Origin of the sequence: Sorangium sp. So ce128, from assembly GCF_051525245.1 — a bacterium.
Taxonomy (GTDB): domain Bacteria; phylum Myxococcota_A; class Polyangia; order Polyangiales; family Polyangiaceae; genus Sorangium; species Sorangium cellulosum_B.
Genome location: NZ_CP150313.1, coordinates 5,098,922 through 5,112,775 on the forward strand (window position 1 = coordinate 5,098,922; position 13,854 = coordinate 5,112,775).

The 13,854-nt window shown below is 71.1% G+C and carries 7 protein-coding genes; 6 read left to right on the top strand and 1 reads right to left on the bottom strand.

Features of this window, described 5'->3' with window-relative positions; all coding sequences use genetic code 11:
* Position 1: 1 nt before the first annotated feature.
* The 3 genes from WME82_RS19425 to WME82_RS19435 all read left to right on the top strand — a co-directional run bounded on the left by WME82_RS19425 (position 2) and on the right by WME82_RS19435 (position 8,736).
* Positions 2–319, top strand: coding sequence for a Rieske (2Fe-2S) protein (locus WME82_RS19425; protein ID WP_437553717.1), 318 nt, complete (start codon positions 2–4; stop codon positions 317–319).
* A gap of 163 nt (positions 320–482) precedes the next feature.
* A complete protein-coding gene (locus WME82_RS19430) occupies positions 483–2,360 on the top strand; it encodes a serine/threonine-protein kinase (protein WP_438044055.1) in 1,878 nt (625 codons plus the stop codon).
* A 295-nt stretch (positions 2,361–2,655) separates the two neighbouring features.
* Positions 2,656–8,736 (top strand): AAA family ATPase, encoded by a 6,081-nt coding sequence (locus WME82_RS19435; protein WP_438044909.1) that lies wholly within the window; start codon positions 2,656–2,658, stop codon positions 8,734–8,736.
* Between the two features lie 113 nt (positions 8,737–8,849).
* Here the strand turns inward: WME82_RS19435 and WME82_RS19440 are convergent, their stop codons facing one another.
* Complete coding sequence (locus WME82_RS19440) at positions 8,850–9,611, bottom strand: hypothetical protein (protein WP_438044056.1); 762 nt, start codon at positions 9,609–9,611, stop codon at positions 8,850–8,852.
* Between the two features lie 197 nt (positions 9,612–9,808).
* Here WME82_RS19440 and WME82_RS19445 point away from each other — a divergent pair, with 197 nt between their 5' ends.
* From WME82_RS19445 to WME82_RS19455, 3 genes are all read left to right on the top strand, one after another.
* Positions 9,809–10,741 (top strand): AraC family transcriptional regulator, encoded by a 933-nt coding sequence (locus WME82_RS19445; protein ID WP_438044057.1) that lies wholly within the window; start codon positions 9,809–9,811, stop codon positions 10,739–10,741.
* Positions 10,742–10,927: 186 nt separating this feature from the next.
* Positions 10,928–12,037, top strand: a complete 1,110-nt coding sequence (locus WME82_RS19450) for a PAS domain-containing protein (RefSeq protein WP_438044058.1) — start codon at positions 10,928–10,930, stop codon at positions 12,035–12,037.
* 201 nt (positions 12,038–12,238) lie between these two features.
* Positions 12,239–13,840 (top strand): PAS domain-containing protein, encoded by a 1,602-nt coding sequence (locus WME82_RS19455; protein WP_438044059.1) that lies wholly within the window; start codon positions 12,239–12,241, stop codon positions 13,838–13,840.
* Positions 13,841–13,854: the final 14 nt, after the last annotated feature.

Sequence of the window (13,854 nt, forward strand, 5' to 3'; positions counted from 1 at the left end):
CATGGAGATCACCCTGGGCCCCCTCTCGGCGATCCCGCCGGGCGAGGGGCGCGCGTTCGAGGTCGGATCGGAGCGCATCGCGGTGTTCGTCACGCGGGAAGGCCGCGTGTTCGCCACGCAGGCGAGCTGCCCGCACCGCGGCGGCCCGCTGGTCGACGGGCTGCTCGGCGGCTGCACGCTCATCTGCCCGCTGCACGCCCAGAAGTTCAACCTGGAGACGGGAGAGGCCCTGAGCGGCGGGGAGGGGCTCAAGACCTATCCCGTCCGCCTGAGCGCGACGAACCAGATCCTGGTGCGGATCGAGGGCGGCGGGGGCTGAGCGCCGGCCGCCCCGCGCCCGGGGGAGGCCCGACGCCGGCGATGGCGCGTGCTGCCGCGCGGGCGCTCCGCGGGGCCCCCGGATCGCGCGTCTTTGGGTACGCTACAGGAGCGCGTCGCGCGTCCCGCGTCACGCGATGTTGCCTGGAGGGTTCCCGTTCGTCATGGCCGACCCCACGACAGCCGCACCGCTCGCCCCCGGCGCCGTCCTCGGGGGCGATTTCCGCGTCGTCCGCCCCCTGAGCCAGGGGGGCATGGGCGCCGTGTTCGTCGCCGAGCAGCTCTCGACGGGCAAGCCGCGCGCGGTGAAGCTGATGCACGCGCAGCTCGCGCAGGACCCGCGCTTCCGCGAGCGCTTCGAGCAGGAGGCGAGGGTAGGGGCGCGGATCGAGAGCGATCACGTCGTCGAGGTCGTCGCCGCGGGGGTCGATCCCGCGACGCAGACGCCCTGGCTGGCCATGGAGCTGCTCGACGGGGCCGACCTTTCGGCCGTGATGGCGCAGCGCGGCGCGCTGCCGCCCGACGAGGTGCGCGAGCTGATGGGGCAGCTGTGCCACGCGCTCGGCGCGGCGCACCGCGCGGGGGTCGTCCACCGCGATCTCAAGCCCGAGAACATCTTCATCGCGCGGCCGCGGCAGCAGAACGTCCGCTTCAAGGTGAAGGTGCTCGACTTCGGCGTCGCGAAGATCGTGGCCGAGGCGCGGGCGACGACGTCGATCACCGCGTCGGTCGGGACGCCGCTCTGGATGGCGCCCGAGCAGACCGAGCTCGCCGCGCAGGTCGTCCCGGCGTCGGACGTCTGGGCGCTCGGGCTGCTCGCGTTCTACCTGCTCACCGCGCGCGTCTACTGGGTCGAGCCGAGCCGCGGGCCGAGCGCCTCGGTCATGTCGCTCATGCGCGAGGTGCTCTTCGGCCCGCTGGATCCGCCGTCCGCCCGCGCCGCGCAGCTCGGCTGCGCGCACCTGATCCCCCCCGGCTTCGACGCCTGGTTCGCCCGGTGCCTCGCCCGCGACGTCCGCGCTCGCTTCGCCGACGCGGCGCAGGCCATGGCGGCGCTCGATCCCGTGCTCGCCGCGGCTGCCCACTGGTCCGCGCCGCTGCCGGCCGTGCCATCCATGCCCACACCGCCGGTGTATTCCGGCCCTTCCGGGCCGACCCCCGCGCCGACCCAGCCGGGGGTCTACCGCACCGACGTCGGCGGCATGGCCGGCGGCACGCTCGTCCCGGTGCCGGCGTTGCCCCCGCGCAGGGCCCCCTGGGGCCTGCTGCTCGCGATCGCAGGCGGCGGGCTGGTCGCCGCCGCCGCGCTCATGGCCTTCGGCTTCATGGCCTTCCAGCGGCTCCGCGCGGCGGACCGCGCCGCCGACAGCGCGCCGCCGGCGCCGCTGTATGGCAGCGGCGATGCGCCCGTGGGCGGGGCGCCGACGCCGCCGGCCAGGCCATCGAGCGCCGCGGCGAGCAGCGACGTCGATCTGGCCGGCACCTACGACATCGTATCGTCGCGCAACCCGGGCGGGCAGGGCAGCTACTCGGGCAACGTCCTCCTCTCCCGGAGCGGCGACACGTACCGGATCGCCTGGATCATCACGAAGGGCGCGGGCTACGAGGGGATCGCGCTCGTGCAGGGGCAGACGCTCGCCGTGGGATGGGCGAGCGGCGGGCCCTACGGCGCGGCCGCCTACCGCATCGACGGCGGCCGCCTCCGCGGGCAGTGGATCGCCACGGACCGGCCCGGCCAGGTGATGGCCGAGGAGCTGGAGGGCCCTGAAGGGCTGGTCGGCAGCTACCGGATCGTCGACGGCGCTCGCAAGGGCACGGTCGTCATCGTGCCCACGGGCGAGACGTACGCCGTCACGTGGGCGCTGAGCACCGGCGCGCTGAAGGGGGTGGGCATCCGCTCGGGCGATCAGCTCGTCGTGGGCTGGTCGCCGAGCCAGCAGGTCGGCGTGGTCAGCTATGCGATCGCGGGCCGGCAGCTCGCGGGGCGATGGGGGACCCTGGGCGGCACGCTGGCGGGGAGCGAGGCGCTGGTGCGCCGCTGACGAGCGGAACGAGCGGAACGACGCGCGAGGCGAGCACGGACGCCCTGTTGCGACCGGGAGAGTCCAATGGTTTCGAGCGGCAGACGGTGACGGCAGTCCCGATCCAGCGTGCGGGGCAGAGGTCCTGCCACGATGTCATCGACAGGGCGGCGCCGGTGTGGGGCCGGTGTGGGGCGTGGCGCGCGCCGGGGTTCGCGGAGGACGGAAGAGGGCCGGCGCGTCGCCCGCTCAAAGCGCTGGCGACCCGCGCCGACCATGGCAGCATGTGTCGCACATCACCCGCATCAGGGCTCAAGTGGGCACCAATCCCGTCTCGTCCGATCACGGGTCTTCGTCCCGTTACGCCATCATCGAGGCCATCTACGAGGGCTCAGACACCGTTCTCTACCGGGGTGTACGCGAGGACGATGGCCATCCCGTGGTGCTCAAGGTCCTCCGGCGCGATCACGCGAGCCCTCGCGCCCCCGAGCGGCTTCGCCACGAATACGAGATCGCTCGGGCGCTCGACACCACGGCCATCGTCAAGCCCTGTGGGCTCGCGATGCTCGGCGAACAGCCGGCGCTGGTCCTGGAGGATTTCGGCGGCGTGTCGCTCGATCGGCTCCAGGATGGGCCGACGCCGCTCGAGCGCTTCTTCCCCCTCGCCATCCGCCTGGTCGAGGCGCTCGCCGGGCTGCATCGGCACGGCGTCGTCCACAAGGACATCAAGCCTCAGAACCTGCTCCTCAACCCCGCCACCGGCGAGGTGAAGATCACCGACCTGGGGATTGCGTCCCGGATACCCCGCGAGCTCCAGCACCTCGAGCACATCGGGCTCATCGAGGGGACCCTGGCCTACATGGCCCCGGAACAGACAGGCCGGATGAACCGCTGGATCGACCAGCGGACCGATCTCTACTCCCTGGGCGTCGTCTTCTACGAGATGCTGACGGGCACTCTACCGTTCCAGGCCGACGATCCCGTCGCGTGGGTCTATTGCCACATCGCCCAGGCGCCGCGGCCTCCGCACGCGCTCGTCCCCTCGATTCCCCCGCAGCTCTCCGCGGTGGTGCTCAAGCTGCTCTCCAAGGCCGCCGAGGAGCGTTATCAGAGCGCGGCGGGCCTGCGGCACGACCTGGACGAGTGCTTCGCCAGATGGCGGGCGAGCGGCTCCGTTCCCCCCTTCGCGCTCGGGGGGCGCGATCTCTCCGACCGGTTCCAGGTCCCGCAGCGGCTGTACGGGCGCGAGCGCGAGGTTACGGCGCTGCTCGCCGTGTTCGAGCGCGTGGTCGCGAGCGGTCGGCCAGAGCTCGTGCTCGTGTCGGGCTACTCGGGCATCGGCAAATCGTCGCTCGTCGCCGAGCTGCACCGGCCGGTGGTGAGGGAGCGCGGCTTCTTCCTGTCCGGCAAGTTCGAGCAAGCCGCGCGGGACGTCCCCTACAGCGCGTTCCATCAGGCGTTCCGGGCGCTTTTTCAGGAGATCCTCTGCGCGAGCGAGGAGCAGGTCGAGGGCTGGAGACAGCGTTTCCGGGAGGCCCTCGGTGAAAGCGGCGGGCTGCTCGCTGACGTGCTCCCCGAGCTCGGGCTGCTCCTCGGCCCTCAGCCGCCCGTGCCCGAGCTGCCGCCCGCCGAGGCCCAGAGCCGGCTCCACGCGACGCTCCAGCGCTTCGTCTCGGCATGCGCACAGAAGGACCACCCCGTGGCGCTCTTCGTCGACGATCTGCAGTGGGCCGACGCGGGAAGCCTCCAGTTGCTCGAGCAGCTCGCCACCTACGCCGGGTCCGAGCACCTCCTGCTGATCGGCGCGTACCGCGACAACGAGGTCGGCCCCGCGCACCCGCTGCGGCTCACGCTGGCCGAGGCGCGGAAGCGCGGCGCCGCTGTCTCCGAGCTCGTCCTCGAGCCGCTCTCGGCCGCCCACGTCGGGGCGCTCGTCGCCGAGACGGTCCACGCGCCGCACGCGCCCGCGGAGCAGGCCGAGCCGCTCTCGCGGCTGGTGTACGAGAAGACCGGCGGCAACCCGTTCTTCGTGCTCCAGTTCCTGATCGCCCTGCATCAGGAGGGGCTCATCACCTTCGACGCGGAGGAGGGCAGGTGGCGGTGGGACATCGCCGCGATCCGGGACAAGGAGTTCACCGACAACGTCGTCGAGCTGATGGCGGGCAAGCTGAAGCGGCTCTCCGGCCCGACGCGGGACGCGCTCATGCTCGCCGCGTGCCTCGGCAGCAGCCTGGAGCTCGACACGCTCGCGGTGATCGCGGGCCGTCCGGCGGCGGAGCTCCGCGACGCGCTCGAGGAGGCCGTGCGGGAGGGGCTGCTCCTCCGCCGGGACGGCGCCTATCGATTCCTCCATGACCGGGTGCAGCAAGCCGCCTACTCGCTCATCCCGGCGGGACAGCTCGCCGAGATGCACCTCCGGATCGGGCAGCTGCTCCTCTCGGCACAACGCGCCGAGGAGCGCGACGACGCGCTCTTCGACGTCGTCGGCCACCTCAACCGCGGCGCCGCGCTTCTGCGTTCCCAGGCGGAGCGGGATGAGGTCGCCGCGCTGAACCTCCGCGCCGGCAGGAAGGCCAAGGCGGCCGCGGCCTTCCAATCCGCCGCCGCGCTCTTCGCGGCTGGCCTTTCCCTGCTCGCGCCGGCCTCGTGGGAGACAGGTCACGAGCTGACCTACGGCCTGACCTTCGAGCGCGCGCACATCGCGTACATCACCGGCAGCTTCGAGGAAGCCGAGCGGCGCCTGGAAGAGCTCATGGATCGCGCGAAGACCCGGCACGAGACGGCCGCCGTCGTCGAGCTCGTCTCCGCGCTGAATGTCACCCGCGGGCAATACTGCCGCGCGGTGGAGATCGGGCTCTCGTGCCTCCGCGCGTGCGACGTTGATCTGCCGCTCCACCCCACCGACGCACAGATCGAGAAGGAGACCGAGCGCGTCTGGCAGGCCCTGGGCGATCGGGCCATCGAGGACCTGATCCATCTGCCCCCCATGACGCACCCGGAGATCAAGATCACGATGGGCGTGCTGCAGAGCGTGTCCCTCCCTGCGTTCTTCGTGGACCCGAACCTGTACAACATCGTCGTCATGCGCATGGTCAAGCTCTGCCTGCGCCACGGCAACACCGAGCACTCCGCTTTCGCGTACGCCGCCTTCGCGATGGTGATCAGCTCGAGGTTCGGGCGATATCAGGAGGCTTACCTGTTCGGCCGGCTCGGCCACGACCTGGCGGACCGGAGCGGCCTCCTCACCACGAAATCGGTGGTGGTCATCCTCTTCGGACACTATGTCGTCTTCTGGACACGCCACTACAGAGAGACGTATCCATACACGCGCGACGGCTTCAGCGCCGCGGTCGAGTCCGGTAATCTGAACAACGCGTGCCTCATCTGCATCTGGGCCGCGCTGTTCCCGCTGCTCTCGGGCGAGCCGCTGGAGGACGTGCTCCACGAGGTCAAAGAGCGCCTCGACTTCGTGCGCAGGGTCGGTTACGCGTTCCCGCACAACGCCCTCCTCGGCGGCCACGCCATGATCCAGACGCTGCGCGGGAGGCCGGTCCGCTCCTTGATGCGGGACGGGTCCGAGCTGGATCCGCCGGGCTTCGAGGCGCAGCTGGAGGAGGCTGGGCATCTGGAGGCCGCTCGCGACTTCTATTACGGCTTGAAGGCGCAGGCGCTCTTCGTGCTCGGCTCTCCCCGAGAGGCGCTCGCGGCGGCGACCCGCGCGATTGCCGAGCACCCCCCCGGGGTCCGGCCGCACGCGCTCATCGCCGAGAGCTTCTATTATCGCGCCCTCGCGCTCGCGGCCCTCTTCAACGCGCCGCACGGCGCGCACGAGGCGCAGCCATCCCCGCTGTGGGTGCTCCCCGAGGGGCTCCTCGAGTGCGAGCGGCAGCTCGGCGCGTGGGCCAGGAGCGGCCCCGACAACTTCCTCCACAAGCACGCCCTGGTCCGCGCCGAGATCGCCCGGCTCCTGGGGCGCGAGCCGGAGGCCAGCCGGCTCTACGAGCAGGCCATCGCGGCGGCGCGCGAGGGCGGCTTCGTCCAGCATGAGGCCATCGCCTGCGAGCTCGCCGCGGAGTTCTACCGCGCGCGCGGCCTCTCGACGCCCGCCGACAGCTACCTGCGAAGCGCCCGCGCCGGCTACTTCCGCTGGGGCGCCCGCGCCAAGGTGGAGCAGCTCGATCAGCGCTACCCTCACCTCGTCGAGCGCAAGCCGATCGCCCCCACCGTCACCTTCGCCGTACGGGCCGAGCAGTTCGACGTCCTGTCGGTGGTGAAGGCCGCGCAGAGCATCTCTGGCGAGCTCAAGCTCTCGCGGCTGCTCGAGATGCTGCTTCGCATCGTGGTCGAGCACGCGGGCGCCGAGGAGGGCTGTGTCCTCCTGGTCCGGGAGGAGCAGCTGTGGCTCGCGGCGATCGAGACGCCAGGGGGCGAGGTACGGCTGCTGGATGCGGGCGAGGCGCCTTCGGCGGCGTTGCCGCAGTCGGTCCTCAACTATGTTCGCCGGAGCCACGAGCGCGTGCTGCTCGACGACGCCGCCGGCCGGCACCCCTTCACGGAGGATGAGTATTTCCGGCGCAAGCGCCCGAGATCGGTGCTGTGCCTCCCGATCGTGCGCCAGGGCCGGCTCATCGGCCTGCTCTACCTGGAAAACAACCTCGCCACCGGGGCGTTCACCCCCGGGCGGCTCAGCGTCGTCGAGCTGCTCGCCTCGCAGTCGGCGTTCTCGCTGGAGAACGCGACGCTCTATGCCGAGGTGGAGCAGGAGAACGCCGAGCGGCGTCGGGCGGAGCAGGCGCTCAAGGCCAATCAGGAGATGCTCCAGGCCATCGTCGACAACTCGGCGGCGAGCGTCTTCGTCAAGGATCGAGAGGGCCGATTCCTGCTCGCCAACCGGCAGGTGGGCGCCCTCCTGGGCACGCCGAGCGAGCAGCTCCTCGGGAGGACCGACGCCGACCTCTTCCCTGCTCCCTTCGCCGAGGTGGTCCGCGAGCACGAGCGGAAGGTGCTCGAGGCGGGTGCGCCGATGGAGTGGGAGGAGACGGTGCCGCTGGAGGACGGGCTGCACACGTTCCTGTCGATCAAATTCCCTCTCGGCGAGGGGGTCATGCCCGGCGTGCTCTGCGGCATCTCCACCGACATCACCGAGCGCAAGCGGGCCGAGCAGGCCGAGCGCTTCCTGGCCGAGGCGAGCCGCAAGCTGATGACGCTGGGGTACAGCGCGACCTTCGAGAGCGTGGCGCAGCTCCCGGTGCCCGAGCTCTCGGATCAGTGTGTCGTCGAGGTGCTCTCGGCGGACAGGACACCGGGCCCGACGGTTGTCGCAGAGGTGCCCGGCGAGCAGCTGGAAGCGCTGAAGGACGCGCTGCGCGCTCTGGCAGAAGCGCCGCCGGCCGGATCCGAGGGGGTCGATGGCCGCGCCGCGCCGCTGGTGCAGCAGGTGCGTTCGCTCGACCCGCGGGTCAGGCCCCCCTGGGAGCGGCTCGGCGTCCACGCGTTCCTGCGGGTTCCGCTGCTCGCGCGCGACCGGTACTTCGGCGTCATGACCCTGCTGGCGACCGCGCCCGAGCGCCGCTACGGCCCCGCCGACCTGCGGCTGGCCGAGGAGCTGGGGCGCCGCGCGGCGCTCGTGCTCGACAATACCCGCCTGTACACCGAGGCCCAGGAGGCGATCGAGCGGCGGGACGAGTTCCTCGTCGTCGCGTCTCACGAGCTCAAGACCCCGCTGACCTCGATGCAGATGCAGGTGCAGGCGGCCGAGCGCCTGCTGCGCCGCGGCTCGCTCGCAGGCGTTCCCCCGGCGCGGATCGAGGCGATGTTCCGTATCCTCGGCCGCCAGACGTCGCGGCTCGGGCACCTGGTCGACGAGCTGCTCGACGTCACGAGGATGAACGCCGGGCGGCTGACGCTCACGCGGGCGCCGGTCGATCTGGCGGCGCTGGTGGGTGAGGTCGTCGAGCGGATGCGCCCCCAGCTCGCGGACGCCCGCTGCCCGACGCAGCTGGATCTGGGAGCGCCCGTGGTCGGGCACTGGGATCCGGATCGCCTGGAGCAGGTCGTCATCAACCTCCTGTCGAACGCGATGAAGTACGGCGCAGGCGGGCCTATTTTCATCGGCGTGCGGCGGCAGGCGGATCGCGCGCTGCTCGTGATCCGGGATGAGGGGATCGGGATCGCGGAGGCCGATCAGGGCAGGATCTTCGAGCGCTTCGAGCGCGCGGTGTCGGTGCGCAACTTCGGCGGCATCGGGCTCGGGCTCTACATCGCGCGCTCGATCGTGGCGTCGCACGGCGGATCCATCCGGGTGCAGAGCAAGCCGGGCGCCGGCGCGACGTTCGTGGTGGAGCTCCCGCTGAGCTCACCGGAGAGCGCCGTGCCGGCCGGATCCGTCGCAGACTAGGGCGTACGGTCCGCCGGAGCCCCGCGCTGGTCCAAGCGTTCATCTCCGATATCGACAAGAGCCCATCGATGCTTCGCTCGAAGATCCTTATGTCCCCGCGGCGAGCGTCGCGCTCACGACAGGCTGCGGCTCTCCGGCGGGATCCACGCCGAGTGGGGCGAGATCGTTTCCATGTGGGCCAGCACCTCGGCCTGACCCCAGCGCTCGAGCGCGTCCATCTCCGCCGGGCCGAGCAGCCGCCGGATCGCGCCCCAGGTGCGCTCGAACTCGAGCGCGGACAGGTGCTGCGATAGCGCGGTGAGGGGGCTCAGGTCGGAGTCGTCGCCTCGGTACGCCGCGTAGGCCTCGGCGTCCCATCCTTCCAGCGGGAGCGCCTCCGCCTCGGCGATGCGCCGATCCAGCGTGTCCTCGGTCTCCGCCCACGCTCGGGCGATCTGGAAGAGCTTGGCGATCTTGTCGAGCGGCAGGCCGAACCGCGCGACGCGGTGCTCCTTGCGGCGCGATAGCCACACGACGAGCACCTGCCACATGGTCCGCCAGTCCGGCAGCCGGTCGAGGACGAAGTAGCGCTCCTCGATCCACGCGCGGATCTGCGCCGCAGCCGCCGTGCCCTGGGAGCGCTCGACGTCGGCGAGGAACGCCGCGATGTGCACCGCGATCATGCCCTCGTAGTCCCGCTCCTCGTCGTCCAGCGCCTCGATCGCGATCTCCGCCCGGACGCAGCGGCGCGCGGCCGTCTTCACCGCCTCGACGTCATCGATGCGGAGCCCTAGATCGGGCCAGAAAGGCGCTGCCCTGTCCAGGCTGAGGAGCCGGACAGCGCTCGTGTAAGCGTAGGATGCATCGAGGTCGAGGAGATCGAGGGTGGGGTTCATCGGCAGCGCAGCCCGGGCTTGTCTGGAGCGGCCAGCGTAGCCGCGCCGGGGGTGAACCGGTAGGTCGCCCCGACCTCGGCGCGCCGGAGAGCGCCTCTCCGGCCGGAGCCGCTCTAGAATGCGGACATGCGATTCGAAGGCCCGCGCGCTCCGGGCACGCCGCTCGCCCTCGCTGAGGCCGCCTCGCGGAGGTCGTCGTGACGGAGTCCGCCCACCGGCCCGAGATCGAGCGCGCGCTCCGCTTCATCGCCGCGAACCTCGAGAGGCCCATCACGGTCGCGGACGTCGCGCGCGCGGCGCGCCTCAGCGAGTTCCATTTCCACCGGGTCTTCCACGCGGCGGTCGGCGAGCCGATCGGGCGGTTCATCACCCGGAGGCGGCTCGAGCAGTCGGCGCTGCGGCTCGCGTACGAGCCGGACCGCAGCATCATGGATGTGGCGCTCTCGTCCGGCTACTCGTCCGCCTCGAACTTCTCGAAGGCGTTTGCGGCGCACTTCGGCTGCAGCCCGTCGCAGGTGCGGAGCCCGGAGCGCGGCCTCCCCGTCGCGATCGGGAAGCTGACGTCGCTCTACGGAAAGGACTTTCGGCCGGAAGAGCTCTATACGCTCCCGCCCGAGCGCGGGGTCGACGAGCGGCGCCTCGAGGCGGCGGCGTGGAGCGCGCGGGTCCGCTTCGAGACCACGAGCGGGCTCGACTTCGCATGCCTCGCCAGCCCGGGCGGGTACGACGTCTCGGCCCTCGAGCGCCTCTGGTCGGACCTCATCGCTGCCGCCAGGCAGCTCGGGCTCTGCGAAGACGCCGTGGATGCCTGGGGTATACCGCACGACAGCCCGCAGATCACGGCCCCCGAGCTGTGCCGATACCACGCCTGCGTGCCCTGTCCGGAGGCCGTCCGGCTGCCGCCCCCGCTCTTCCGCGGCCGGATGAGCGAGGGCCGCTACGCCGTCTTCCGCTATGCCGGCGAGGTGTCCGGGATCCCAGCGGCGTATCGCAGCATCTATTCGTGCTGGTTCAGGGAGAGCAGCCTCGCGCCCGACGACTTCACCTCCCACGAGCACTACGTCACGGACGAGCCGAAGGACGGCCGCGTGGATCTCGAGCTCTGGTTCAAGGTGCGGCCGCGCCGCTGACCGCAGCAAACGCGATCCGTTGTCCATCGCACCAACATCATCCCGTTGCGAGCGCGGCTTCCCAACAGCGATGCGCTTCTGATACAAGCCATCTTGTTGAGGGGGACATACGGGAGGGAGACGATGGCGAACGAAATGGACGCCACTTCGGGGCTGCTGCATACATTCTTTGTATCCTGTCCAGAGATGCTCTTCATCGCGGGGATCGATGGGGATGTGCTGCACTCGAGCGGCGCGCTCCGTCGGGCGCTGGGGGCCGGGATAGCGCATGGCAATTCGCTCACGGCGCTCGTCCATGCGGAGGATCGCGCCGACTTCGCCGCTGCGTGGATCCGGCTGAGGGAGCAAACAGAGCCGGTGCAGGTCGATGTGCGCCTGATGGACGCCCAGGGCGCTTACCGGCGTCTGACGTGCAACGCGAGCCGGGCGCCCGAAGGGGGCACGATCCACGGGTCGCTGCGGCAGGCCGACGCCGACGGCAAGCGCGGCCCGGCAGAGCCGAGCCTCAAGGAGCGGCTCCTCGACGGCCTGGCAGACAGCCTGGAGGTCGTCATCTGGGCGATCGACACCGAGGGGACCATCCTCTACCACGACGGCAAGGGGCTCGATGCCGCCGGGCTCGCGAGGGGCGAGCTCCTCGGGAAGAACCTGCTCGAGCTCTATCCCGAGAGAGAGCGCGCCGCCTTGCGGGCGGCGATCGCCGGCACGATGGCCCATGATCACACCACGGCGCACGGCGTCCACTGGGAGAGCTGGGCCGTCCCCGTGCGCAACAGGCGCGACGAGGTCGACGCGGTGCTCGGGTTCTCGCTCGACGTCACCGCGGTGAAGCGCACGCAGGACGAGCTGCGGGCCAGGCTCTCTCAGATCGAGAAGCAGCAGGAGGTGATTCGCAACCTCTCCACGCCGATCATCGAGGTGTGGAACGGGGTGCTGACGCTCCCCATGATCGGCGTGGTCGACAGCGTGCGGACGGCCGAGGTGATGGATACGCTGCTCGCGCGCATCATGGAAAAACAAGCCCATTTCGCGATCCTCGATCTGACCGGGGTCGACATGGTGGACACGAAGGTGGCGAGTCATCTCATCGAGCTCGTGGCGGCGATCCGCCTGCTCGGCGCCGAAGGCATCGTCGCCGGCATCAAGCCGAACGTCGCGCAGACGATGGTCGCGCTGGGGCTCGATCTCTCGACGATCTCGACGCAGCGCGATCTGCGGGCTGCCCTGAGCTACTGTATCCGGCGGATGGCGCCGCAGCCGCATCAGGAGAACCGCGCCAGTGTGACGGCGAGCTGACGGTTCCCGCGCGCGGCCCTGCGCCGTCGAGCTCGCTCCGGCGCCGGAGAGCGCCTCCGGCGCGATGCCGCCTTCCTTTTCGGCCGATGTGCTCACCCGGAGGGTGCAGAAGCGCGAGAACGGAGCGATGATGCGCCCGGTTGTGACGGTTCAGCAGCGGGGCCGCGCTCGGCCCTCGCATCGGGCTCACGGGGTGGGTGCGTGCACACGACAGCCGAAGATCGCGCAGAGACTCTTCACATCGACCCACGTCTCCTGATCGAGGCCCTGGACGACCCAGCGCTCGTCATCGACGCGCGGGGCGCCGTCCTGTGCAAGAACGAGCAGCTTGATCGCCTTCTCTCGGGGCTCGGGGCGCCGAGCCTGCCGCTGTCGCCGGAGGGCGATCGCGTGCTCCTGTCGCTGGCGCCCGCGGCCGCCGACGTCGCCCGGATCCAGGCGCTCCTCTCGGGCGAGGTCGATCGAGCCGAGATCGACCTCCCGGACGAGGGCCGCGGCGCGCCGCGGTGGATGCTCCGCGGGCTCGCCTGCACGATCGGCGGCGGCCGCGGCGCGTTGCTCCGCCTCGTCGATGGGGGGGAGCGCGGGGTCCGGGAGCATCAGCGCCGGTGCGCGCAGGTGGTCGAGTCCATGCACCTCGGCTGCACGTTCCTCGCCCTTGATGCCCCGGAGGATGACCGGTCGCTCCGGTACGTCTACATGAACCTTGCCGCCGAGCGGATCGCCAGCAGGCCCACCGCAGCGATGCTCGGCCGGACCATGGACGAGAGCGTCCCCAGCCTTCGGCAGATCGGCATTCCTCAGCGCCTGGCGGAGCTGATCCGCAGCGGCGGGACCGACGAGAGCGAGGTGATCCTCCCCCAGGAAGTGGGCACGCGCGTCATGACGACGTGGTCGTTCCCCGTGGGAGATCAGTGCGTCGCCGTGATCTACGACGACGTCACCGAGCGCAGGGCGACGGAGGCGTCGCTCGAGAGCGCGCGCCTCCTCCTCGACGGCATCGTCGAGCACCTCCCGCTCATGCTCTTCGTCAAGGATGCGGCGGAGCTCCGCTATGTGCGGGTGAACAGGAAGTTCGAGGAGTTCCATGGCCACGCGCCAGGAGAGCTGATCGGCTTGCGCGCCAGCGACTTGTTGCCGCAGGCGCTGGCCGCGAAGATCGACGCCGAGAGCCGCGACGTCCTCGCGGGGGGCGTGCCGGTCGAGGTCCCGGAGCTCCGCGTCCCCTCGAAGCGCTTTGGGGACCGCATCGGCCGCGCCCGGTTCATCCCCATGGAGGACGCCAAGGGCAAGGGCCGTTATCTCCTCGGGCTCATCGAGGACGTCACCGAGCGCAAGAGGATCGAGGACGCGCAGCGCCAGGAGTCGATCCTCCTGGAGACCCAGCGGCGGCTGATCGAGCTCGTCCAGGAGCTCTCGACGCCGAGCATCCCCATCCACCCGGGCATCCTCGTCGTCCCGCTCGTCGGCCAGATGGACAGCTCGCGCGGCGCCCAGCTCGTCGAGTCGCTCGTCGCCGCGGTCGAGCGGCACCACGCCGAGTTCGTCATCATCGATATCACCGGCGTCACGTCGGTCGACAGCGCGGTGGCCAACCACCTGCTCCAGGCCACACGCGCCGCGGGGCTCCTCGGGGCCGAGTGCAGCGTCGTCGGCGCCTCGCCCAGCATCGCCCGCACCGTGATCGAGCTCGGCATCGAGTTCGGCAAGCTCGCGACGCACCGGGACTTGCAAGCCGGGTTCCGGCACGCGCTGGCGCGGAAGGGGTATGTGATCAGCGCGCGCGCGGATCGAAAGGCCTGAGCGCGGCGGAGCCG